The 22,256-nt window shown below is 62.3% G+C and carries 20 protein-coding genes; 15 read left to right on the top strand and 5 right to left on the bottom strand.

Features of this window, described 5'->3' with window-relative positions:
- Positions 1 to 60: 60 nt before the first annotated feature.
- From J3P82_RS15815 to J3P82_RS15780, 8 genes are all read left to right on the top strand, one after another.
- On the top strand, positions 61 to 438 hold the full coding sequence (locus tag J3P82_RS15815; RefSeq protein ID WP_039589227.1) for a general stress protein: 378 nt from the start codon (positions 61 to 63) through the stop codon (positions 436 to 438).
- 270 nt (positions 439 to 708) lie between these two features.
- Positions 709 to 1,590, top strand: coding sequence for a manganese catalase family protein (locus J3P82_RS15810; RefSeq protein WP_434557679.1), 882 nt, complete (start codon positions 709 to 711; stop codon positions 1,588 to 1,590).
- A 107-nt stretch (positions 1,591 to 1,697) separates the two neighbouring features.
- The gene (locus tag J3P82_RS15805) at positions 1,698 to 2,627 is read left to right on the top strand and encodes a ZIP family metal transporter (RefSeq protein WP_434557678.1); all 930 of its coding nucleotides are present in this window, start codon (positions 1,698 to 1,700) and stop codon (positions 2,625 to 2,627) included.
- Between the two features lie 126 nt (positions 2,628 to 2,753).
- Positions 2,754 to 3,254 carry a ferritin-like domain-containing protein gene (locus J3P82_RS15800; RefSeq protein WP_434557677.1) on the top strand — a complete coding sequence of 167 codons (501 nt, stop codon included), beginning with the start codon at positions 2,754 to 2,756 and terminating at the stop codon, positions 3,252 to 3,254.
- Positions 3,255 to 3,499: 245 nt separating this feature from the next.
- The gene (locus J3P82_RS15795; RefSeq protein WP_434557676.1) at positions 3,500 to 4,159 is read left to right on the top strand and encodes a hypothetical protein; all 660 of its coding nucleotides are present in this window, start codon (positions 3,500 to 3,502) and stop codon (positions 4,157 to 4,159) included.
- Positions 4,159 to 4,590, top strand: coding sequence for a phage holin family protein (locus J3P82_RS15790; protein WP_434557675.1), 432 nt, complete (start codon positions 4,159 to 4,161; stop codon positions 4,588 to 4,590). Before J3P82_RS15795 ends, J3P82_RS15790 begins: the two co-directional genes overlap by 1 nt.
- The gene (locus tag J3P82_RS15785; protein ID WP_434557674.1) at positions 4,587 to 5,396 is read left to right on the top strand and encodes a DUF3618 domain-containing protein; all 810 of its coding nucleotides are present in this window, start codon (positions 4,587 to 4,589) and stop codon (positions 5,394 to 5,396) included. The genes J3P82_RS15790 and J3P82_RS15785 overlap by 4 nt, the downstream gene beginning before the upstream one ends.
- A gap of 115 nt (positions 5,397 to 5,511) precedes the next feature.
- Positions 5,512 to 6,918: a saccharopine dehydrogenase C-terminal domain-containing protein gene (locus J3P82_RS15780; RefSeq protein WP_434557673.1), complete on the top strand. Its 1,407-nt coding sequence runs from the start codon at positions 5,512 to 5,514 to the stop codon at positions 6,916 to 6,918.
- A gap of 5 nt (positions 6,919 to 6,923) precedes the next feature.
- Here the strand turns inward: J3P82_RS15780 and J3P82_RS15775 are convergent, their stop codons facing one another.
- Positions 6,924 to 7,118, bottom strand: coding sequence for a hypothetical protein (locus J3P82_RS15775; protein ID WP_434557672.1), 195 nt, complete (start codon positions 7,116 to 7,118; stop codon positions 6,924 to 6,926).
- Between the two features lie 139 nt (positions 7,119 to 7,257).
- On the opposite strand from J3P82_RS15775, the gene glsB reads away from it, so the two are divergent.
- Complete coding sequence (glsB, locus tag J3P82_RS15770; RefSeq protein ID WP_434557671.1) at positions 7,258 to 8,166, top strand: glutaminase B; 909 nt, start codon at positions 7,258 to 7,260, stop codon at positions 8,164 to 8,166.
- A gap of 54 nt (positions 8,167 to 8,220) precedes the next feature.
- Here glsB and J3P82_RS15765 read toward each other — a convergent pair whose 3' ends face one another.
- Together J3P82_RS15765 and J3P82_RS15760 are read right to left on the bottom strand one after the other, a co-directional pair.
- Positions 8,221 to 8,550 carry a hypothetical protein gene (locus J3P82_RS15765; RefSeq protein ID WP_434557670.1) on the bottom strand — a complete coding sequence of 110 codons (330 nt, stop codon included), beginning with the start codon at positions 8,548 to 8,550 and terminating at the stop codon, positions 8,221 to 8,223.
- 681 nt (positions 8,551 to 9,231) lie between these two features.
- Positions 9,232 to 11,178 (bottom strand): DNA topoisomerase III, encoded by a 1,947-nt coding sequence (locus J3P82_RS15760; RefSeq protein WP_434557669.1) that lies wholly within the window; start codon positions 11,176 to 11,178, stop codon positions 9,232 to 9,234.
- A gap of 241 nt (positions 11,179 to 11,419) precedes the next feature.
- On the opposite strand from J3P82_RS15760, the gene J3P82_RS15755 reads away from it, so the two are divergent.
- Positions 11,420 to 11,827 (top strand): response regulator, encoded by a 408-nt coding sequence (locus J3P82_RS15755; protein WP_434557668.1) that lies wholly within the window; start codon positions 11,420 to 11,422, stop codon positions 11,825 to 11,827.
- A 60-nt stretch (positions 11,828 to 11,887) separates the two neighbouring features.
- Here J3P82_RS15755 and J3P82_RS15750 read toward each other — a convergent pair whose 3' ends face one another.
- On the bottom strand, positions 11,888 to 13,510 hold the full coding sequence (locus J3P82_RS15750; RefSeq protein ID WP_434557667.1) for an MFS transporter: 1,623 nt from the start codon (positions 13,508 to 13,510) through the stop codon (positions 11,888 to 11,890).
- Between the two features lie 123 nt (positions 13,511 to 13,633).
- Positions 13,634 to 15,277, bottom strand: coding sequence for a GMC family oxidoreductase (locus tag J3P82_RS15745; RefSeq protein ID WP_434557666.1), 1,644 nt, complete (start codon positions 15,275 to 15,277; stop codon positions 13,634 to 13,636).
- A 130-nt stretch (positions 15,278 to 15,407) separates the two neighbouring features.
- On the opposite strand from J3P82_RS15745, the gene J3P82_RS15740 reads away from it, so the two are divergent.
- The 5 genes from J3P82_RS15740 to J3P82_RS15720 all read left to right on the top strand — a co-directional run bounded on the left by J3P82_RS15740 (position 15,408) and on the right by J3P82_RS15720 (position 22,166).
- Entirely contained in the window at positions 15,408 to 16,292 is an 885-nt protein-coding gene (locus J3P82_RS15740) for a LysR family transcriptional regulator (protein WP_434557665.1), read from the top strand.
- Between the two features lie 130 nt (positions 16,293 to 16,422).
- Positions 16,423 to 17,040, top strand: coding sequence for a transcriptional repressor LexA (lexA, locus tag J3P82_RS15735; RefSeq protein WP_434557664.1), 618 nt, complete (start codon positions 16,423 to 16,425; stop codon positions 17,038 to 17,040).
- Positions 17,040 to 17,663, top strand: a complete 624-nt coding sequence (gene imuA / locus J3P82_RS15730; RefSeq protein ID WP_434557663.1) for a translesion DNA synthesis-associated protein ImuA — start codon at positions 17,040 to 17,042, stop codon at positions 17,661 to 17,663. Before lexA ends, imuA begins: the two co-directional genes overlap by 1 nt.
- Before the next feature lie 7 nt (positions 17,664 to 17,670).
- Positions 17,671 to 19,092 carry a Y-family DNA polymerase gene (locus J3P82_RS15725; protein WP_434557662.1) on the top strand — a complete coding sequence of 474 codons (1,422 nt, stop codon included), beginning with the start codon at positions 17,671 to 17,673 and terminating at the stop codon, positions 19,090 to 19,092.
- The gene (locus J3P82_RS15720) at positions 19,068 to 22,166 is read left to right on the top strand and encodes an error-prone DNA polymerase (RefSeq protein WP_434557661.1); all 3,099 of its coding nucleotides are present in this window, start codon (positions 19,068 to 19,070) and stop codon (positions 22,164 to 22,166) included. Before J3P82_RS15725 ends, J3P82_RS15720 begins: the two co-directional genes overlap by 25 nt.
- The last annotated feature ends 90 nt before the right edge of the window (positions 22,167 to 22,256 follow it).

Here is a 22,256-nt window from a genome sequence, read left to right as displayed (position 1 = left end):
GTTTTCCTAATAAGTACGAGCCAACGGGGTTCGCAAATAGCAACTAACGAGGTGAATGAAATGGCAAATACAGGTAATAACAACCCTGGCAATTTCGCTAACGATCGTGAGAAAGCATCGGAAGCCGGCAAGAAAGGCGGCCAGGCATCGGGCGGCAACTTCGCTAACGATCCGGAACGCGCAGCCGAGGCCGGCCGTAAGGGCGGTCATATGTCGGGTGGCAATTTTGCCAACGATCCGGAACGTGCCGCAGAAGCCGGCCGCAAAGGGGGTCAAGCCTCGGGTGGCAACTTTGCCAATGACCCTGAAAGGGCTTCTGAAGCGGGCCGCAAAGGTGGCCAGGCGTCGGGTGGCAACTTTGCCAACGACCGGGAAAAAGCTTCCGAAGCTGGCAAGAAAGGCGGTGAAAACAGCCACGGTGGCGGTCGTAAATCGTAATGTCCCGTGGTATCCGCAGACCCCATGCCGTTGGCATGGGGTCTGTTCCGGCCTCACCATCAGTTCTATTCAACGTCGGTCATGTCATGCCCGGCTTCGTTGAATGATTCATATATATCAAGGCTTGGACGAGTTTGGGTCGCTTGCAACTACCATTCGTCTTCTGCCTTGAATAAAAAACAAATTTTATTCGTTTAACTTCTTCTGACTTTCATGGGCCTGCCGCCGGCAGTGTTCTCATGAACTGTGTCCTGAACGAGGAGTTTTACCATGTTCGTACATAACAAACGACTGCAATATACCGTGCGTGTCGCTGAGCCCAATCCAGGACTGGCCAATCTGTTGCTTGAACAGTTTGGCGGTGCCCAGGGCGAGTTGGCGGCGGCGTCGCGCTATTTCACCCAGGCCCTGTCCGAAGATGATCCAGGCCGCAAGGACCTGCTGATGGACATTGCCACCGAAGAGCTCAGCCATCTGGAGGTGATCGGTTCGATCATCGTCATGCTGAACAAGGGCGCCAAGGGCAAGATGGCTGAAGGCGTCGAGCAGGAGGGCCAGCTATACCGGGAAATCAATGGGGCCGGCAATGATTCGCACATCACCAGTGTGCTGTATGGCGCCGGCTCGCCGTTGACCAACTCAGCCGGTGTGCCATGGACCGCCGCCTACATCGATACAATCGGCGAACCGACGGCGGACATGCGTTCGAACATCGCCGCCGAGGCCCGGGCAAAAATCGTTTATGAGCGGCTAATGAACGTCACTGACGATCCTGGTGTGAAAGAAGCCCTGGGCTTCTTGATGACCCGTGAAATCGCCCACCAACTGTCGTTCGAAAAAGCCCTGCACTCCATCCAGCCCAACTTCCCGCAAGGTAAACTGCCAGGCATGCCGGAGTTCACCAACGTGTACTTCAACATGTCCCAGGGTGAACCTACCGTGCGCGGCCCATGGAACCAGGGTGACGATTGGGAGTACGTTGAAAACCCAACGCCAGCGGTCGACGGCGGCGATGGCCTGGCCAGCGTGCAGTTGAGTGAAAAGGACGAAGCGCTATTGATGGACATGAAGGCGCGGACGATGTCCAACCCTGAAAGCAATCCCACCACGGGCGCCGACTTGGGTTCGGGGATGCAAGGTGACAAACTGTAAGAAGCCGGCGAGGGGGCTTAGCCCCCCCGCCTGAAAATATCGCCTGATCGTTATGCCATTGCGCTTGACGGTCGGGCATCGCACGGCCAAATCAACAAGGACCTTTGATGGACCAGCCCACCTCCCGGATCCGATCACCCTGGCGTACCTGGCTCGATCCTGTGCAAAACAACCTGCTGCTGGGCGTGAGCTTCTGGCTGGGTTTGGCGCTGGTCGCCGTACTGCTGTTGTACAGCGGTTACAACGCCTTGGTGGGGGCCGATCGTCAGCACCTGAGCTATGCGGCGTTGGGAGGGGTGTCCGGTTTTGCCGCTACCGCGTTGGGGGCGATGATGGCGGTGGTGCTGCGCGATATTTCATCGCGGACCCAGGACATCATGCTCGGTTTCGCTGCCGGGATGATGCTCGCGGCCAGCTCGTTTTCGCTTATCCTGCCGGGGATCGAGGCTGCACAGATCATCTGCGGCAACCAGTTGCTCGCCGCCCTGGTGGTCGTTATCGGCCTGGGGCTGGGCGTCGCGCTGATGGTCGGGCTCGACCGCTTCGTGCCCCACGAACATGAGCTGAGTGGGCGCCGCGGTCCTGAAGCCAAGCGCATCAACCGGGTGTGGTTGTTCGTCCTCGCGATTACCTTGCACAACCTGCCGGAGGGCATGGCCATCGGCGTCAGCTTTGCCAATGGCGACCTCAAGGTCGGCCTGCCCCTGACCACCGCCATCGCGATCCAGGACATCCCCGAAGGCCTGGCCATTGCCATGGCGCTGCGTGTGACCGGGATCAGCACTCTGCGGGCCGCGCTTATCGCGGTCGGTTCGGGACTGATGGAACCGCTGGGCGCGGTGATCGGCCTGGGCATGTCCTCGGGCGTGGCCGTGGCTTACCCCATCAGCCTCGGATTGGCGGCGGGGGCGATGATCTTCGTGGTCTCCCATGAAGTCATTCCGGAAACCCATCGCAACGGTCACGAGACCCCCGCGACCCTGGGCCTGATGATGGGGTTCGCGGTGATGATGTTCCTCGACACCGCGCTGGGTTAAAACGCACCCGGAACCCTCCGTCCAGGCGTTCACGGATTTTCTTGAACATCCGCATTTTGCTCCGGGTCAGTGTTGATGACAGGTGAAGCGGCGCTTCACCACTTCAACCCGAAGGAGGATGCCGAGATGGCCAGAAAAACCGTGACGGACCTGTTCATTCACGAACTGTCCGATGTCTACAGCGCCGAAAAGCAGATCACTCGTGCCTTGCCACGCATGGCCCGGGCCACCACCAACCCCTTGCTGGCGCAAGCCTTCAACGATCACCTTGAAGAAACCCAAGGCCAGATCGAACGCATTGACACCCTTGTCGAAGTGGCGGGTATCAAGCTCAAGCGCATGAAATGCATTGCCATGGAAGGGCTGGTGGAAGAGACGAAGGAACTGCTCGAGGAAATCGAGAAGGGCGCGGTGCTTGATGCGGGGCTGATCGCTGCGCAACAAAAGATCGAGCACTACGAAATCGCCAGCTACGGCACGCTGATCGCCATGGCCAAGCATTTGAACCTGGGCGACGAAGTGGTCGGTTTGTTGCTGGCCACGCTCAAGGAAGAGAAGGCCACCGATGAGAAACTTTCGAAGATCGCCGAGCAGGGCGGCAACCAGGCGGCGACGATGGAGACTTGAGGCGAACTGGCGAGGTCCCTCGCCACGGGTGCAGTGTTGAATAGGGCATTGGAGCTCATCCCAATGCCCTTTTTTTAAGCGAAACCCAGCCAAACGCCCCCAACGACCGCACAGCGTCCGGCAATAAAAATCGTTGGAACTACGCTCCAGCGCGTCCCGTCACTTGTTCTGAGAGGCACTTATCCAGGCAGCGTTTCGGCGCTTGCCTGTTGTTGAGTTTTTCATCACGGAGGCGATGGACAGACATGACTATCCCGGACAACAACCCCGAGCGACAAAGCGGCACTTCAAGTCAGGGGCGACCTGACGAGTCCCTTAACCACATCAAGGAGGACGTGAACGAAGCCATCGGCAGCGCCCGCGAAAAGGCCGATGCGCACTTCGGCCAATACCGCGATACCGCGGCGGACCAGATCGATGCCTTGGCGCGTGGCGCCAAGTCGGCCATGTCGGAACTCGAAGCCAACGACACCCTTGGCCTCTCGCATTACTTGGCGGACATGGCCGATAGCATGAGCGGTCTGGCCGGCAAGTTGCGCAACAAGAGCGCCGAAGAGTTGCTGCACGACGGCTCTCGCCTGGCACGGGATAATCCCGGTCTGTTCCTCGCCGGCAGCATCGCAGTAGGCTTCGGCCTGTCGCGGTTCCTCAAGGCCGGCACCTCGCCGGTGGCCACTGAGGTCGACGACCCTGCGGCCGGGAATTCGAATCCACCGGCCGGCGGATTCGGCGCCCAGCGACCCTTCGAGCCAACCCCTGACCCCATCGGTCCGGGTGCCGCAACAACACCAAGCAGTGGCCTGGCCACTGGCGTTACTCCGACTTCACCCAGCGTCCAAGACCATCCCAGTGACTCAGCCACCGGCTCGCTGCCGGGTTCGGCCAATACCAGAGGAGAATTGTGATGAACCGACCAGACCCCGATCTGCAGCGTCCCACCGGGACCACGGCGCCCGACAACGATGCATCGGTCATGGGCTTGCTCAGGCAACTGACCCATGAAGTCCCTTCGCTGTTCACCAAGGAATTGGCGCTGGCCAAGGCTGAGTTCCAAGCCAGTCTCAACTCGCTGAAGGCGGGCATCGCCGGGGTGGCCGGCGGCGCGATGGTGCTGCTGGCCGGTTTTATCATCCTGTTGATGGCAGTGGTGTATGGCCTGAGTACGATGATGGCGCCGTGGCTGGCCGCGCTGATCGTTGGTGTGGTGGCGATGATCATCGGCTTCGTCATGGTCCAGTCGGGCAAGAAGCAGTTCGAACCGTCCCACTTCAAGCCTGACCGAACGCTCGATGCCTTGAACAAAGACCAGGAAGCCCTGCGGAGGAAAGCCTCATGAAGGATGAATTCAAAACCGAATCCGAAAAGAGCCCGGAAACCATCGAGCGCGAGATCGATGAGCAGCGCGCCCATATCAGCCACATCGTCGATGCCTTGGGCAGCAAGTTCACCCCGGGCCAAATGCTCGATCAGGCACTGGGCCTGGTGAAGGGCAATGGCGCGGAATTTTTCGGCAACCTCGGCACCACGGTGCGCAATAACCCGGTGCCGACCGTGTTGACCACGGTCGGCTTGTGCTGGTTGATGCTCGGCCAGAACCACCCGCCGCGGGTCGGCTATCGCGTCGGACCCGACCAGGACGGCAGCGGCTGGAGCGAGGGACTTGCCGGTGGCCTGGGCAGCGCCAAGGATCATTTGCATGACACCACCGATTCGTTGCGCGAAGGCTTCCACCATCTCAAGGACAAGGCTTCGCACCTGGCTGACGGTCTCGGTGCCGGCGCCCGTCATGCCCGCCACAGCGCCCATGAAACGGGGGCGCGAATGAGCCAGGGTTCCCAGGACCTGGGCGAGCAGTTCAGTCGCTTGCTCAAAGAGCAACCGCTGATGCTGGCGGCTGCGGGTATCGCCTTGGGCGCCATGCTGGGGGCTGCGTTGCCTAGCACGTCGACCGAACAGCGGGTGATGGGCAGGACCAGCGCCGACCTGGCCGACAAGGCCAAGCAAAAGGCGCGCGAAGGCTATGAAACGGTGCGCGATACGGTGAGCAAGACCACCGAGCATCGTGACCAGCCAGCCGCCACGCCAGCCCCTGGACACGCGCATTCCGGCGCGGATCTGTCCGGCGGGTTGGGTACCTCGTAGGCGAGCGCAAGAGGCGGTGCGGGATGTTCCCGCGCCGTACCTGTCAAGGTTGGCAGAGCCTCGGCTGTTGTGCGGTTATTTCATCTGAAGTACACCGTTCCCAAGGAGGCAGCACATGAAACATCAGGTCCCGTTCAGCGGCCATCTGGTCTTCATCGGCTTCGGCTCCATTGCGCGAGCCACGTTGCCCTTGCTACTCAGGCAGGATCACATCGAGGTCGAGCGCATCACCGTCATCGCACCGGTGATTGAGCAGGAGATCTGGTTCAAGGAGCGGGGCATTCGTTTTGTCCGCAAGGCGCTGACCGAGCAGACCTTTGTACAGACGCTGGATCGCTTCGTGAAGCCCGGTGACTTCATCGTCAACGTGTCGGTGGAGGTCAGCTCATTGGCGGTCATGGCGTACGCCTTCGATAAGGACGCCCTGTACTTGGACACCTGCGTCGAACCCTGGGCCGGTGGCTATGACGATCCGCACCTGGACCTTTCCCACCGCACCAACTATGCGTTGCGCTATCAGGTGCTGGACCTGCGCAAGAAGTTGGGCAAAGGCCCGACGGCAGTCGTTGCCCATGGCGCCAATCCAGGCTTGATTACCCATTTGCTCAAAGCTGGACTGATGGAGTTGGCAGTGCAGTTGGACCATCCGTTGCCCCAGGACCGCGAAGGCATCGACTGGGCGCGGTTATGCATGGAGATGGGTATCAAGGTCATCCATTTTGCCGAACGCGATACCCAGCGTTCGCAGCGTCTCAAGGAGGACGATGAGTTCGTCAACACTTGGTCGGTGGAAGGCTTCATCAGCGAGGGCAGCCAGCCGGCGGAACTCGGTTGGGGCAGCCATGAGCGCAGTTGGCCGACGTCTGCCCGACGTCATCGCTTCGGCACGCGCAACACGATTTATCTCGAACGTCCCAGTGCCCGCGTGCTGGTCAAGACGTGGACGCCGTTGGGCGGCCCCTGCCTGGGGCTGATGATTACCCATCATGAAACCGCATCGACGGCTGACCTGCTGACCGTCAAGGAGCAACGCAGATTGGTCTATCGACCGACGCTGCATTACGCCTATCACCCTTGCAATGACGCGCTGCTGTCGATTCATGAGCTGGTCGGTCGCGGCTGGGAAGCGCAAACCCGGCAACGCATCCTCAATGGCGAAATCGACAGCGGCGGCGCCGACGCCCTCGGTGTCTTGCTGATGGGCCATGAGCTGAATGCCTACTGGTTCGGCTCGGTGCTGAGCATCGACGAAGCCCGGGCGCTGGTGCCCTTCAACAACGCCACCAGCCTGCAAGTGGCGGCGGGGGTGCTGTCGGGCATCGTCTGGGCGGTAGAGCATCCGGACCGTGGCATCGTCGAGCCCGAGCAAATGGATTACCAGCGTGTGCTAGAAGTCGCCCGGCCTTACCTCGGCACGCTGGTGGGCCAGCGCACCGACTGGACGCCGGGTGGCGCGGTTCATAAACAGTCCGAGGATGGCGCTGCGAATAGCTGGCAATTCGAGCATTTCACGACACCCTAGTCGGGTCATTCAGACCCCAGCGTCACGCGGCATCCCTTGCGATGGCGGATCTGTTCGTCAGAGGGGCGCTCCAGGATGAATTCGAAACGCGGCTCGCCTTCGCTGTAGATCACCAGCCAGCCCCATTCCAACTCGTTTTCATCCTGCCCTGGGCGGGGCGGCGCGGCCCACCAGGGTTCTTTTTGCATGATCTGGCGCATCGTTTACCTCCTGCCGGTTGGTCCTTTGAACTATAGACTGCGGGATTTTCATCCAGCTCAGTGTGCTCTGCCCACGCCCAACGGCGTCTAGCGTCTGTATCCCCGCACTCGAACGGGGAATGATCGGACCCATGCGCACATGCAAGCACTGTTGAACGAGATCCTCGACGCGGTTCGCCCCCTGATCGGCCAGGGCAAGGTAGCCGATTACATTCCTGCTCTGGGCACGGTGCCGGCCAATCAGCTGGGCATTGCCGTGTACAGCAATGACGGTGAGATGTATCGCGCAGGCGATGCTGACACGCCGTTTTCGGTACAGAGTATTTCCAAGGTCTTCAGCCTGGTGCAGGCGATCGAGCATTCCGGCGAAGCCATCTGGGAGCGCTTGGGCCACGAGCCGTCCGGCCAGCCTTTCAACTCGTTGGTGCAGCTGGAGTTCGAACGCGGCCGGCCGCGTAATCCGTTCATCAACGCCGGGGCCCTGGTGATCTGCGACATCAATCAATCACGCTTCGCCGCTCCGGCGCTGTCGATGCGTGATTTCGTACGTCGCTTGTCGGGCAATCCCCAAGTGATGGTGGATGGCAAGGTCGCCGAGTCGGAATACCAGCACCGCGCGCGAAACGCGGCGATGGCCTATCTGATGCAATCTTTCGGCAATTTCCATAACGACGTGGAAGCGGTCTTGCGCAGCTATTTCAGCCACTGCGCGCTACGAATGAACTGCATCGACCTGGCCCGTGCGTTCTGCTTCCTGGCCAACGATGGTTTTTGCAAGCACAGCGGCGAGCAGATCCTCAGCGCTCGCCAGACTCAGCAGGTCAACTCCATCATGGCCACCAGCGGCCTGTACGACGAGGCGGGCAACTTCGCCTATCGCGTTGGCCTGCCGGGCAAGAGCGGCGTGGGCGGTGGGATTGTCGCCGTGGTGCCGGGGCAGTTCACGGTCTGCGTCTGGTCGCCGGAACTCAACGTTGCCGGCAATTCCCTCGCCGGCATGGCGGCGCTGGAACTGCTCAGCCAACGGATCGGCTGGTCGGTTTTCTGATGACAAAAAAAAGGCCCGCTGCTGATTCAGGAGCGGGCCTTTTGCTAAGGAATGTCAGCAGAGGCGGTCAATGACCCGAACCTCAGCGCTGTCCTGCACCGACGGCCAGGCCTGGGTCAGCGTTTGTAGCACGCGGCCCATGAAGTCCTTGTCGGCGGCGGCTTTCTTGCCGACGTAGCCTTGGCCACGGCGGTACATTTTCAGCCGGGCGCATAGGTCTTGCTGGTGCTTGTCGAACTCGTCTTCCTGGGTGAAGGGCGAGAGGCAGTCCATATGGACCTGGCCGGTCTTGCTGATCCACAGGATGTGGCTGTCCAGGCTGTCTTTGTGTGCTGCGAACATGCGAGCCAGTTCATCAATAGATGGTTGATTATTCAGATTCATGTGTAAGCCCCTTGACCATTTGGTTGATCTGTCTGGTGGTTCGCAAAACTTCGCTGTTCGGTGATGTTTGCCTGTCACCGAAACCAGGCCGTCAGCGTTCATCCGTCGAGCTTCGACGGGGTCGTGCATCAGTTATGTAGTGTTATCGAAGGGCTGCTACGCAGATGCGCTACAACGAAGAAAAACAGCGAAGAATCTTCAGGCCAGTGTCGACTTTGAGGGTCGAGCCCATGCGTCATGAGGATTGATCGCCAGCGTTTCTCGTCCTTGTCACCGGACGGTCATGCCAGGTCAGCACCTTCAATCTGCCTTGTGGGCAGTCCCTTTACCAAAAAAACAGCTCGGCGGTCAGACGAGCTTGCTCAAACATTTGCCTGTACTCCCGATCGGGGAGACGTCTGCATCATGCAAGGGCAAATCGGAGGCGTCAACGGTTTTGTAGTGATTATTTTTTGGCACTACATATTGTCGGACAAAATGGTTTGGGTATGGAAAAACAGCTGCGGGTGGTTTCCCGTGGCGAGGGAGCTTGCTCCCGCTGGGGCGCGAAGCGGCCCTAAAAAAGGCACATGCGATGTGTCAGACATATTGTGTGAGGTTACTTGGGGCTGCTACGCAGCCCAGCGGGAGCAAGCTCCCTCGCCACGGGATCGCATCTGGCTTGCTCTTCTGCGGCAGGGCTCAGGTGGCCTTGGCCGTGCTCGCCTTGCGCGGTGCGCCGTCAGTTTTGCGCTTGGCCGGCTTGCGTTTTTTCTTCCACGGCGCGGCCCCACGTCCGGCGGGGCTGGCCGGGCCGTTGATGGTCAGGCTCATGCCTTGGCAGCGGGCGACGTGCTTGCTCATCCAGGCGGCTTGCCGGGTGACGAATTCTTCCAGGCTCATTTCGCCGCTTTGCACCATGTCCAGCGCTTGTTCCCAGATTGCAGTGGTGCCGGGGTCGGCGATCGCCCTAGGCACCGCGTCGATCAGGCTGAACGCCGCTGGAGTGGCGGCCAGGGCCTTGCCGTTCTTTACCAGATAACCACGATCGAGCAAGCCCTGGATGATCGAAGCGCGGGTCGCTTCGGTGCCGATGCCGGTGGTGTCCTTGAGCTTCTGCTTGAGCAACGGATCCTCCACCAGCTTGGCGACGTTCTTCATCGCCTTGATCAGGTCGCCCTCGGTGAACGGCTTGGGTGGCTGGGTCCACAGGTCTTTGTGAATCACCTCGTCGACTGTGCAGTCGCGGCCTTCGGCCAGCGGCGGCAAGGTTTGTGGCACGGGTGCTTCGCGTCCCCGTGCCGGTGCGAGTGCTTCGGGCAGGGCGCGCTTCCAGCCGGGTTCGACGATCTGCTTGCCGACCGCGCGCAGGGCCTGGCCGGCACAATCGAAGTCGGCCTGGGTCCGGTCGTATTCATGGTTGGGCAGGAACTGCGCCAGGTAGCGCGCGCGAATCAGCGCGTAGACAGCGCGCTGCTTGCCGGCGAGCTTGTCGAGGTTCTTCGCCGCAGCCGTGGGAATGATGCCGTGGTGCGCGCTGACCTTGGCGTCGTTCCAGGCGCGGGATTTGCGTTGGGGTTGCAGGTGATCGCGCAGCGGTGCAAGGCCCGGATCGGCCTGGGCAAGGGCGGCGAGAATGGCGGGCGCTTCGCCGTGCTGGCTCACCGGCAGGAAACCGCAATCGCTGCGCGGATAAGTGATGAGCTTGTAGGTTTCGTAGAGCGACTGGGCAACGTCCAGGGTTTCCTGGGCGCCAAGGCCGAGCTTCTTCGAGCAGACTTCCTGCAGGGTGCCCAGGTCGAACGGTAGCGGCGCCGCTTCGCGCATGCGTTCGGTGCGTACCTTGATGACCCGGGCGGTGGCAGCGTTGCCCATGGCCTGGGCGGCGTCGCGGGCCAGGGCCTGGTTCAGGCAGCGTTCCTGGTCGTCGCAGGCGTCCGGATCGGCGCGCCATTGAGCGGTGAAGGCGGTGCCGGCATCGCTCAGTTGCACGTCGATGGCCCAGTAGGCGACCGGTACGAAATCGGCAATGCTGCGGTCGCGATCCACCACCAGTCGCAGGGTCGGCGTCTGCACGCGGCCCACCGGCAAGACGCCTTGATAACCGGATTGGCGCCCCAGGAGCGTGAACAGGCGACTCATGTTCATGCCGATCAGCCAATCGGCCCGTGAGCGGCCGAGGGCCGAATGGTACAGGTTGAAGGTTTCCGCGCCGGGCTTGAGTGCGCCGAGGGCCTTGCGGATCGACGCGTCGTCCAGGGCCGACAACCACAGTCGCTGGATCGGCCCGCGATAGCGGCAATGCTCGACCAGCTCCCGGGCGATCATTTCGCCCTCGCGGTCGGCATCGGTGGCGATGACCAGTTCCGTCGCTTCCCCCAGGAGCCGCTTGACCGCTTTGTACTGCCCGGCGGTTTTCGGCTTGACCGTCATTTTCCATCGCGCCGGCACGATGGGCAGGTCGGCCAGCACCCAGCGCTTGTAGCGCGCGTCGTAGGCGTCGGGTGGGGCGGTTTCCAACAGATGGCCGATGCACCAGGTGACCGTGACGTTCGCGCCCAGCCAGCAACCGTCGCCGCGCCGCGTGGCGCCCAGCACTGTGGCGATGTCCTTGGCCTGGGACGGTTTTTCACACAGGTACAACCGCATAACGCCTCTTCCTAAGCAGGTTTCATGGGGCGCTAGCATGGTCAGGGATCGGCGCCGGAGCAAGCTTTATCTGTATGGATATACAGATAAAACGTTGCGCTGCGTTGCAACAGCCCGCTTGGCTTGTCGCTTGGCGACTGAATAGGCAAGCAGAATGAATTTCTCGCAAGGGCATCGCTCATAACTTGCAGAGCGATTGAAACCGCAGAGCAAGTTAATGGAATCAAGGAGAGTCACTTTCATGAATTCGATGCCGAAGGGCAACGGACAGGCGACCACGCGTTTGATTCTCGTTGTTGAGGATGATCCGACCATCCTGGAGTTTTTGTGTGAAATCCTCGAGGAAGAGGGGTTTGTCGTCGAGCCCCGGGAGAGCGCTGATTCGGCACTGACCTTTCTCGAAGAGAGCGCCGATTACGTGGACCTGCTGCTGACCGATATCACCATGCCTGGGGCGATGGACGGAGCGGACCTCGCCAACCTGACCGGGGATCGCTGGCCACAGATACCACTGCTGATCATGTCGGGCTTCGAGACGCCGGAAAGCGCGGGGATCAAGCACCAGGCCTCGTTCATTGCCAAGCCGTGGGCGCTGGGGCAGATGCTCGACCTGGTGGAAAGCACGGTAAAAGATCACTCGGTGCATTGATGGCTGTAATGCAGTTCCCGTGGCGAGGGAGCAAACTCCCTCGCCACGGGGGACAGATCCTCAGTTGGTATCCAAATCCACGTTCCTGGTTTCCCGCAGGCAGATCATCCCCACCACCAGGCTCACGCCCGTGATCACCACCGGGTACCACAGCCCATAGAAAATATCCCCGGTATAGACCACCAGCGCGAACGACACGGTGGGCAGGAAGCCGCCGAACCAGCCATTGCCGATGTGGTACGGAAGGGACATCGACGTGTAGCGAATGCGGGTCGGGAACAGTTCCACCATCAGCGCCGCCAGCGGACCGTAGCACATCGCGGAGATGATGATCAGCGCCACGATCAGGGCGACGATCATCGGCCGGTTGATCTGCTGGGCGTCGGCCTGTTGCGGGTAGCCCGCCAGCGTCACCGCGCCGCGCAGGGCGGCTTCGTCGTAGCCTTCGAGTTTCACGTCACCGACGCTCACTTGCACGCTGCTGCCGGCAGGCGCCGCGACGCTGCTGTAGGGCAGGCCTTGCTTGACCAGGAAGGTCTTGACCTTGTCGCAGGGGCTGTCGAAACGCGCCTTGCCCACCGGGTCGAACTGGAAGGTACAGGTGGCCGGATCGGCGACCACGGTGATCGGTGCCTGGCGGCTTGCCAAGTCGATGGCCGGGTTGGCGTAATGCGCAAGCGTCTTGAAGATCGGAAAGTACAAAGCCGTCGCCAACAGCAGGCCGATCATCAGTATCGGTTTGCGTCCGACCTTGTCCGACAGCCAGCCAAAGAAGATGAAGAACGGTGCGCCGATGATGACGCTGACGATCAGCAGGCTATTGGCGAGTGCCGGGTCCATCTTGAGGAATTGGGTGAGGAAAAACAGCACATAGAATTGCGCGGCATAGAAGGTCACCGCTTGCCCGGCGTTGATGCTGAACAGGGCGATCAGCACCACCTTCAGGTTTTCCCATTTGCCGAACGATTCGCGGATCGGCGCCTTGCAGCACTTGCCTTCTTCTTTCATTTTCAGGAAGGCCGGCGACTCGTGCAGGCTCAGGCGGATCCAGGTGGAGATGCCCAGCAGCAGGATCGACAACAGGAACGGAATGCGCCAGCCCCAGACTTCGAACTGGTCACCGGTAAAGTAACGGCACCCCAGCACCACCAGCAGCGAGAGCAACAGCCCCAGGGTGGCGGTGGACTGAATCCAACTGGTGTGGAAACCGCGCTTGCCCATCGGTGCGTGCTCGGCGACATAGGTGGCCGCGCCGCCGTACTCACCGCCCAAGGCCAGGCCCTGGAGCATGCGCAACACCACCAGGATGATCGGCGCGGCGATGCCGATGCTGGCGTAGTTGGGCAGCAGGCCGACGCAGAAGGTGGCCAGGCCCATCAGCACGATGGTCGCCAGGAAGGTGTACTTGCGCCCGATCATGTCGCCCAATCGACCAAACACCAAGGCGCCGAACGGACGCACGATGAAGCCGGCGGCGAAGGCCATCAAGGCAAAAATGAACGCCGTGGTGTCGTTCACCCCGGCAAAGAACTGCTTGCTGATCACCGCCGCCAGGGCGCCGTAGAGAAAAAAGTCGTACCACTCGAACACCGTCCCCAGGGACGAGGCGAAGATGACTTTCTGCGTTTCCTGACTGGTGCCGGCGCTGCGCGTGGCTTCCAGGGGCTGAACATGCTCAGACATAGCGGTATCCCTCACAGTGATTGTTTTTGTTGTTCCACTGCAACGCCGGGTGGGGCGTCTCCTGACTTGACACGTTTTCCTTGGTTTACGTGCTTCCCTCGCCACGGGGGCTCTTGGTGTTTTTCAGACCGTGGCGGGCTGCTTTTGTGTCGTGATGCTGGTGGTCGCTGGCGCAAGCATCATCTGCGCCGCCTTCTCGGCAATCATCAGCGTCGGCGAGCAGGTGTTGCCCGAGGTGATGCGCGGCATGATCGAGGCGTCGGCGATGCGCAGACCCTTGATGCCATGCACGCGCAGTTGCGCATCCACCACGGCGTCGGCGTCCGGGCCCATGCGGCAAGTGCCCACCGGATGGAAAATCGTCGTGCCGATGCGCGCGGCGGCCTGGTGCAATTCTTCTTCGGTTTGCAGGCTGGGGCCGGGCAGGTATTCCACCGGCTTGAAGGCGCCCAGGGCCGGGGAGGCGACGATGCGTCGGGTCAGGCGGATGGCGTCGGCGGCGACCCGCAGGTCTTCGGGATGGCTCAGATAATTGGGCTGGATCAACGGCGCGTCACGGGGATCGGCTGAGCGGATATCTACGCGGCCGCGGCTCATCGGACGCAAGTCGCACACCGACGCGGTGAACGCCGCAAAGCTGTGCAGCGGTTCGCCGAAGCGCTCCAGGGACAACGGTTGTACATGGTATTCAAGGTTGGCCGAGGTCTGTTCCGGCCCCGAGCGGGCGAACGCGCCGAGTTGGCTCGGGGCCATGGACAACGGGCCGCTGCGGTCGTACAGGTAGCGCAAGCCCATGCCCATCTTGCCCCACAGCGTGCCGGCGATCTGGTTCAGCGTACGGGCGTTTTCCAACTGGTAGATCAGCCGCAACTGCAAGTGATCCTGCAAGTTGCCACCAACGCCGGGCAACTCGTGGACCACGCCGATGCCCAGGCGCTGCAACAGGCTGCGCGGGCCGATCCCGGAGCGCTGCAAAATGCTCGGCGAGCCAACGGCGCCGGCGCACAGGACGATTTCCTTGCGGGCCTTGAACGTCATGTTTTCGCCTTGCCAGCGGGCGCTGACGGCGTGGGCACGATCGTCACGCAACAACACGCGGTCTACCTCGACCTCGGTCAATATCGTCAGGTTGGGGCGGTTGCGAATCGGTTTGAGAAAGGCCTTGGCCGCGTTCCAACGCACCCCGGCTTTCTGGTTGACCTGGAAGTAGCCACAGCCTTCGTTGTCGCCACCGTTGAAATCGTCGACGCTGGGGATGCCGCTCTGCTCGGCAGCGGTGCGGAAGGCATCGAGAATCGGCCATGACAGGCGCTGGCGTTCGACTCGCCATTCCCCGCTCGCGCCATGAAAATCGGAGTCTCCCGCGAAGTGGTTTTCGCTCTGCCTGAACAGCGGCAACACGTCTTTCCAGGCCCAGCCGGGATTACCCTCGGCGGCCCAGCCATCGTAGTCCGCGGCCTGGCCGCGCATGTAGATCATGCCGTTGATCGACGAGCAGCCGCCTAGCACCTTGCCGCGCGGATAGCTCAGCGCGCGCCCTTGCAGGCCCGGTTGTGCTTCGGTCTTGAAGCACCAGTCGGTGCGCGGGTTACCGATGCAGAACAGGTAGCCGACCGGGATATGAATCCAGGGATAATTGTCACGGCCACCGGCTTCGAGCAGCAGCACCCGGTGTTGCGGATTGGCCGAAAGCCGGTTGGCCAGAAGGCATCCAGCGGGACCGGCGCCCACGATCACGTAATCGTATTCATCGACGACAGGTTGCATTCGCGACCTCATTTTTTGTTCTTGTGGGACTCATCCTAGTTGTTAGTTTTCGTCAAAAGAATGTTAGTTTTTGCGCAGCGGCTGTGCGTTTATAAACAGTCACCACTTCAGGCGTTTGCAAGGAAGGCTCATGTTCGATTGGAATGACCTGCGCTACTTCCTGGAACTGCAACGCAGCGGCCGCTTGTTGACCGCCGCGCGACGGCTCAACACCACCCATGCCACGGTGGCGCGGCACATCGAGGCCATCGAGAAAAGCCTCGGCACGGCGTTGTTTGTCCAGCACGCCCAGGGCTACGAACTGACCCCAGCGGGTGAAGCACTGCTCAAGCATGCCGAAGCCATGGAGAACGTCGCGCTGCTCGCCCAGGAAGACATCACCCAGTCCAGCGCACCCCTGGGCAAGATCCGGTTAGGTGTGACGGAAGGGCTGGGCATCATGTTCCTGGCCAGTCGCATGAATGGGTTGTTCGAGCGTTATCCGGGGTTGGAGGTGGAGCTGGTCGCCGTGCCGCGGTTCGTCAGTATCCTCAACCGCGAGGCGGAAATCAGTATTCACCTTGAACGGCCGGCGGCCGACCTGCTGGTCACTCGCAAACTCACCGATTACCGCCTGGCCCTGTATGCCAGCCAGGGCTACCTGGACCGCTCGCCGCCGTTGCACAGCCGCGAGGACCTGGCTCGTCACGCCTGGATCGGCTATGTCGACGACCTGTTGTTCAGCCAGGAATTGATGTTCCTCAACAGCTTTTGCCGCAAGCCGCGGGTCGTCTTCCACAGCACCAGCGTCATCGCCCAGCAGCAGGCCGCGCGTTCGGGCCTGGGAATCGCCGTGCTGCCGTGCTACATGGCCAGCAGCGATCCGACGCTGGTGCCCTTGTTGCCGGACGAGAGCATCTGCCGAAGCTATTGGATCAGTACCCGCCGCGAGCTGCACAAATCCGTCCGGTTACGCGTGTTGTGGGATTACGTGGTGCAGTTGTGCGAGCGTGAGCAGGGGCTGCTGCTGCCTTAGCCGCGCTGCCAAATCTCCGTCAGTCTAGAACCCTGTGGCGAGGGAGCCAGCGGCCTCGCCACAATGATTTGTACAGCCAACCTGTGAACTGACTGGCGGCGCTTGTCAGAAAAAACCGACAGGAGTACAAATGTACTCCATGACGACTCTCACTCCTCGCCGCACCGCTATCCTGACCTTTATCCGCGAACGCATCGCCGAGCAGGGCCAGCCTCCGAGCCTCGCTGAAATCAGCGAGGCGTTTGGTTTCGCCTCTCGCAGCGTGGCGCGCAAGCATGTGCTGGCGTTGACGGAGGCCGGTTTCATCGAGGTCAATCCGCACCAGGCCCGAGGCATTCGGCTGCTGAACCAACCGCCACGCCCCGAGTTGCTGGACGTGCCGGTGCTGGGGCGGGTGGCTGCCGGGCTGCCGATTGGCGCCGACGCCGAGGTTCACAGCCGCCTGCTGCTGGACCCGGCGATTTTCACCAAGGCGCCGGATTATTTGTTGCGGGTCCAGGGCGATTCGATGATTGAGGACGGCATTCTCGACGGTGACCTGGTGGGTGTGCAGCGCACGCCCCAGGCCGCCAATGGGCAGATCGTCGTGGCGCGCCTGGACGGGGAGGTGACCATCAAGCGCTTCGAGCAAGTCGGCGAGCGCGTGCGCCTGTTGCCCCGCAACCCGGCCTATCAGCCAATCATCGTTGCAGCCGACCAGGACCTGGCGATCGAAGGCGTGTTCTGTGGCTTGGTGAGACAAGGCTGATGGGCGCTGTCGTTGCGCTGGACACGCTGTTCAATGGCGGCCAAGTCTGGAGAGGCCGGCCTGCGCCGCCGGCCGCCAGCCCGCAGCCCACCGGTCATGCGGCGCTGGACGCGGCATTGCCCAATGGCGGCTGGCCGGAAGCGGCACTGACGGAAATTCTCATCAGCGCGCCGGGCGTGGGCGAGTTGCAACTGGTCTGGCCGACCCTCGCGCGGCTGTCGGCGGCGGGGGAGCGGATCGTGCTGGTGGCGCCGCCGTTCGTACCCTATCCCCAGGCTTGGCGAAATGCCGGGGTCGACCTGCGCCAGCTGTCGATCATCCAGGCCGATCAACGCGATGCCTTGTGGGCCACTGAGCAATGCTTGCGTTCGGGCAGTTGCGGCGCGGTGCTGTGCTGGCCTCGGCAGGCGGATGACCGGGCCCTGCGCCGGTTGCAAGTCGCGGCGGAAACCGGCCAGACCCTGGCGTTCGCCTGGCGCTCGATCCAGGAAGCCATCAACCCGTCTCCGGCGGCCCTGCGGATTGCCATCGATGCCCGGCCGGCACAATTGCGAGTGCTCAAGTCCCGGGGCGGGCTGGCTCGTTCGGCACCGATTGCGTTTCCCACGCACACCGAGCATTGAGGTTGCGATGCGCTGGGTCTGTATCCTCTTTCCGCAATTGGCGTTGGACGCCGCGTTGCGCCAGCGCCCCGATCCCGACGAGCCCCTGGCGCTGCTGACCGGTCCGGCCCAGCGTCGAGTGTTGCAAGCGGTCAATGAACCGGCCCGCGCCCTGGGCTTGCGGCCCGGGCAGACCATGACCGCCGCCCAGGCCCTGAGCAAAGGGTTTGCCACGGCCGAGTACGACGCGGCGCAGATCGAGCATTGGCAACAATTCCTGGCAGCCTGGGCCTACCGCTTCAGTTCCCAGGTCAGCGTGCATTACCCGCGCACGGTGGTGTTCGAAATCGAATCGAGCCTGGGGCTGTTCGGGCCCTGGCCGGTATTCGAGGCGCGCTTGCGGGACGAACTGACGGAACTGGGCTTTCGCCATCGCATCGTCGCTGCCCCCAACCCGGTGGCAGCGCGGGTACTGGCCAATGCTTATGATGCCCTGGTGGTGCCCGATGGCGAGACCCTGCAAGCGTACCTGGAGCACATGCCCGTGGACCGCATCGGCCTGGCGCCCGACGTCGCCACGGCGTTGTCGCGCATGGGCCTGCGCCGCCTGGACCAGGTCCAGGCCTTGCCCCGACACACCTTGGCGCGGCGCTTCGAGGCCGACGTGCTCAAGCACTTCGACGCGCTGACGGGCAATCGCCCCCTGGCGCTGTCGTTCTATTTGCCTGCGGACCGTTTCGATGTGCGTATCGAGCTCAATTACGACGTGCAATCGCACCAAGCGTTGCTGTTTCCGCTGCGCCGCTTGACCGGTGATCTGTCGGCCTTTTTAGCCGGGCGCGACAGCGGCGTGCAGCGCTTCGACCTGCATCTGGAGCATGCGGGTTTGCCCGACACGGTGATCAAGGTCGGCCTGCTCAGCGCCGAGCGGGACCCTTCAATGCTGTTCGAACTGGCTCGTGGCCGTCTCGAACAGGTACAGGTCGAGGCACCCGTGCGCGGTGTTCGGTTGTGCGCCGAAGACCTGCCGAGCTTCGTGCCCCAGCGCCTGGAGTTGTTCGACGAACGTCCCCAGCAGTCCTTGCCCTGGGAGCAATTGCGCGAACGACTGCGGGCGCGCCTGGGCGACGATGCCGTGCAAGGGCTGGGGTTTGGCGACGATCATCGACCTGAGTGCGCTTGGCAACTGACGCCCGAGCCTTGGCGCCAGGCCTGTCCTCTGCGCGATGAAATCCAGCGTCCCGGCTGGCTGCTTGGCGAGCCCCAGGCGTTGCCCGAGAGTCAGGCGCGCATCCTCATGGGCCCGGAACGCATCGAGTCCGGCTGGTGGGACGGCGCCGACGTGCGCCGCGATTACTACCTGATCGAAACCCGTACCGGGCAACGCGCCTGGGCCTATCGACCGGTGGGCGAAAGCGGGCCGTTATGGCTGCAAGGCTGGTTCGCATGAACATCGACTACGCCGAACTGCATTGCTTGTCGAACTTCAGCTTCCAGCGCGGCGCCTCCAGCGCCCTGGAGCTGTGTCGCCGTGCCAGACAACAGGGCTATCGGGCCCTGGCGATTACCGATGAATGCACCCTGGCCGGGATCGTCCGGGCCTGGCAGGCGGCCAAAGAGCTGGAGCTGCAACTGATCGTGGGCAGCGAAATCCAGGTCGAGGATGGCCCCAAGCTGGTGCTGCTGGTGGAAAACCTCGAAGGCTATCAAGCCTTGTGCCGGCTGATCACCCGCGCCCGGCGTCGCAGCGAGAAGGGCCGTTATCGCATCGTCCGGGAAGATTTCGACGAACCCCTGCCGGGACTGTTGGCGTTGTGGGTTCCCGGCGGCAAGGATCCCGAGGCGCAAGGCCGTTGGCTCCAGCGTTTTTTTGCCGGGCGCCTGTGGCTGGCCGTGCAGTTGCATTGCGGACAGGACGACCGCAAGCGCCTGGCCGACTTGCTGGCGTTGGCCACACGCCTGGATCTTCCTGCTGTCGCCACGGGCGATGTGCACATGCATGTTCGCGGTCGCCGCGCCTTGCAAGACACCATGACTGCCATCCGCCACCACGTCACCGTGGCCGAGGCGGGCCAGCGTCTGCATCCCAACGGCGAGCGTCATTTGCGCAGCCGCAAGGATCTGGCCGATCTCTACCCTCGCGCCTTGCTCGATGAAACCCTGGAGATCGCCCGGCGTTGTACCTTCGATCTCGATCAGTTGCGCTATGAATACCCGCGCGAGCTGGTGCCTGAGGGCCACGACCCGGCGTCATGGCTGCGGAAGCTGGCCGAACGCGGCATGCGCGAGCGGTGGAAGGACGGCGTGGAAGACAAGGTGCGGGTGCAGATCGACAAGGAATTGAAGTTGATCGCCGAGCTGGGTTACGACAGTTATTTCCTCACGGTCCACGATATCGTCAGGTTTGCCCGCAGCCGCAATATTCTCTGTCAGGGACGCGGGTCAGCGGCCAACTCGGCGGTGTGCTTTGCCCTGGGCATCACCGAAATCGACCCGAGCCGTACCGAGATGCTGTTCGAGCGTTTCCTGTCCCGCGAGCGCAATGAGCCGCCGGACATCGATGTCGATTTCGAACATGAGCGCCGTGAAGAAGTCTTGCAGTACGTGTTCCAGCGTTATGGCCGCCATCGCGCGGCGTTGACCGCAGTGGTCAGCAGTTACCACGGTGCCGGGGCGGTGCGCGACGTGGCCAAGGCCCTGGGCCTGCCGCCGGACCAGGTCAATGCCCTGGCCGATTGCTGCGGGCGTTGGAGTGACGAGGCACCGCCATTGGACCGCTTGCGTGAGGGCGGTTTCGACCCGGACAGCCCGGTGTTGCGTCGGGTGCTGGGGCTGACCCAGCAGTTGATCGGCTTTCCCCGGCACTTGTCCCAGCACCCCGGCGGCTTCGTGATTTCCCAGCAGCCCCTGGACACCCTGGTGCCGGTGGAAAACGCCGCCATGGCCGAGCGCACCATCATCCAGTGGGACAAGGACGACCTCGATGCGGTCGGGCTGCTCAAGGTGGACATCCTGGCCTTGGGCATGCTCAGCGCGATTCGCCGATGTTTCGATTTGATCGCGCACTACCGGGGCATACGCCATACCTTGGCGTCGCTGGCCAAGGACGACAAAGCCACGTTCGATATGATCAGCCGCGCCGACACCATCGGCGTGTTCCAGATCGAATCCCGGGCGCAGATGGCAATGTTGCCGCGGCTCAAACCCAAGGAGTATTACGACCTGGTGATCGAAGTGGCGATCGTGCGGCCGGGACCGATCCAGGGCGGCATGGTCCATCCGTATCTGCGTCGGCGAAACAAGGAGGAGGCTGTCACTTACCCTTCGCCAGAATTGGAAGAAGTATTGGGACGTACCTTGGGTGTTCCGCTATTCCAAGAACAGGTCATGCAGATCGCCATCGTCGCCGCGGGTTACAGTCCGGGTGAAGCGGACCAGCTGCGTCGCTCCATGGCTGCCTGGAAACGCCACGGTGGGCTTGAGCCTCACAAGAAGCGGCTGGCCGACGGGATGGAGGCCAGGGGTTACAGCCTTGAATATGCCGCGCAAATCTTCGAGCAGATCAAAGGCTTCGGCAATTACGGTTTCCCTGAATCCCACGCCGCCAGTTTCGCCTTGCTGACCTACGCCAGCAGCTGGCTCAAATGCCACGAACCGGCGGCGTTCGCCTGTGCCTTGATCAACAGTTGGCCCATGGGGTTCTACAGCCCGGACCAGATCCTCCAGGATGCTCGCCGCCATCAGTTGCAGATCCGTCCGGTGGACGTGCGCGCCAGCGATTGGGACTGCAGTCTCGAACCCTTGGAAGGCCAGCAACCGGCCATTCGCATGGGCCTGCGCATGATCAAGGGTTTTCGCGAGGACGATGCCAGGCGCATCGAGGTAGCTCGCGGGCAGCGGGCTTTCAGCGATGTGGCCGACCTCGGCGAGCGTGCTCGACTTGATGCCCGGGCCTTGGCACAACTGGCTGACGCCAGTGCCTTGCGCGGTCTGGCCGGCGATCGCCACCGCGCCCGTTGGGACATTGCCGGGGTACAAAAACAACTGGGCCTGTTCGCGGGCCTGCCCAGTCAGGAAGAGCCGCCCGTGGATTTGCCAAAACCCACCGTGGGAGAAAATCTGTTCGCTGACTACGCCACGCTGGGCACGACGTTGGGCCCTCATCCGCTGGCCTTGCTGCGTCCCGAACTGCGCGCCCGGCGCTGCCGCAGTTCGCGGGAGTTGCAGGACGTTGAACATGGTCGCAACGTCAGCGTCGCCGGTCTGGTCACCGGTCGCCAGCGCCCGGGCACGGCCAGCGGCGTGACCTTCGTCACCCTGGAAGATGAATTCGGCAACCTCAACGTAGTGGTTTGGCGCGACCTCGCCGAACGCCAGCGCAAGGTCCTGGTGGGATCGCAATTGCTCAGGGTGGATGGGCGCTGGGAGAGTGTCGGTGAAGTCCGCCACCTGATCGCCGGGCGCTTGAGCGACCTGACCGGACTGCTGGCGGGCATCCATGTGCGCAGCCGGGATTTTCGTTAGCGCTGCAGCCCGTGGCGAGGGAGCTTGCTCCCGCTCGGCGGCGCAGCCGTCGCAATACAGCTGGCGCGGTCCGTCTGAAGAATCAGGAAA

The sequence above is a fragment of the Pseudomonas sp. Z4-20 genome (assembly GCF_051131955.1).
In the GTDB taxonomy this organism is placed as follows: Bacteria; Pseudomonadota; Gammaproteobacteria; order Pseudomonadales; family Pseudomonadaceae; genus Aquipseudomonas; species Aquipseudomonas marvdashtae.
Note: the sequence above shows the minus strand (reverse complement) of the source record. Positions and strands in the feature narration are given on the sequence as shown.

Bases quoted from the DNA above. Each gene is read 5' to 3' on its own strand.
- J3P82_RS15765 (WP_434557670.1), bottom strand. From the start codon at position 8,550: ATGAATCTGAATAATCAACCATCTATTGATGAACTGGCTCGCATGTTC.
- imuA (WP_434557663.1), top strand. From the start codon at position 17,040: ATGGGCGCTGTCGTTGCGCTGGACACGCTGTTCAATGGCGGCCAAGTC.
- lexA (WP_434557664.1), top strand. From the start codon at position 16,423: ATGTACTCCATGACGACTCTCACTCCTCGCCGCACCGCTATCCTGACC.
- J3P82_RS15760 (WP_434557669.1), bottom strand. From the start codon at position 11,178: ATGCGGTTGTACCTGTGTGAAAAACCGTCCCAGGCCAAGGACATCGCC.
- J3P82_RS15795 (WP_434557676.1), top strand. From the start codon at position 3,500: ATGACTATCCCGGACAACAACCCCGAGCGACAAAGCGGCACTTCAAGT.
- J3P82_RS15815 (WP_039589227.1), top strand. From the start codon at position 61: ATGGCAAATACAGGTAATAACAACCCTGGCAATTTCGCTAACGATCGT.
- J3P82_RS15750 (WP_434557667.1), bottom strand. From the start codon at position 13,510: ATGTCTGAGCATGTTCAGCCCCTGGAAGCCACGCGCAGCGCCGGCACC.
- J3P82_RS15785 (WP_434557674.1), top strand. From the start codon at position 4,587: ATGAAGGATGAATTCAAAACCGAATCCGAAAAGAGCCCGGAAACCATC.
- glsB (WP_434557671.1), top strand. From the start codon at position 7,258: ATGCAAGCACTGTTGAACGAGATCCTCGACGCGGTTCGCCCCCTGATC.
- J3P82_RS15805 (WP_434557678.1), top strand. From the start codon at position 1,698: ATGGACCAGCCCACCTCCCGGATCCGATCACCCTGGCGTACCTGGCTC.
- J3P82_RS15780 (WP_434557673.1), top strand. From the start codon at position 5,512: ATGAAACATCAGGTCCCGTTCAGCGGCCATCTGGTCTTCATCGGCTTC.
- J3P82_RS15755 (WP_434557668.1), top strand. From the start codon at position 11,420: ATGAATTCGATGCCGAAGGGCAACGGACAGGCGACCACGCGTTTGATT.
- J3P82_RS15775 (WP_434557672.1), bottom strand. From the start codon at position 7,118: ATGCGCCAGATCATGCAAAAAGAACCCTGGTGGGCCGCGCCGCCCCGC.
- J3P82_RS15810 (WP_434557679.1), top strand. From the start codon at position 709: ATGTTCGTACATAACAAACGACTGCAATATACCGTGCGTGTCGCTGAG.
- J3P82_RS15745 (WP_434557666.1), bottom strand. From the start codon at position 15,277: ATGCAACCTGTCGTCGATGAATACGATTACGTGATCGTGGGCGCCGGT.
- J3P82_RS15725 (WP_434557662.1), top strand. From the start codon at position 17,671: ATGCGCTGGGTCTGTATCCTCTTTCCGCAATTGGCGTTGGACGCCGCG.
- J3P82_RS15740 (WP_434557665.1), top strand. From the start codon at position 15,408: ATGTTCGATTGGAATGACCTGCGCTACTTCCTGGAACTGCAACGCAGC.
- J3P82_RS15720 (WP_434557661.1), top strand. From the start codon at position 19,068: ATGGCTGCAAGGCTGGTTCGCATGAACATCGACTACGCCGAACTGCAT.
- J3P82_RS15800 (WP_434557677.1), top strand. From the start codon at position 2,754: ATGGCCAGAAAAACCGTGACGGACCTGTTCATTCACGAACTGTCCGAT.
- J3P82_RS15790 (WP_434557675.1), top strand. From the start codon at position 4,159: ATGAACCGACCAGACCCCGATCTGCAGCGTCCCACCGGGACCACGGCG.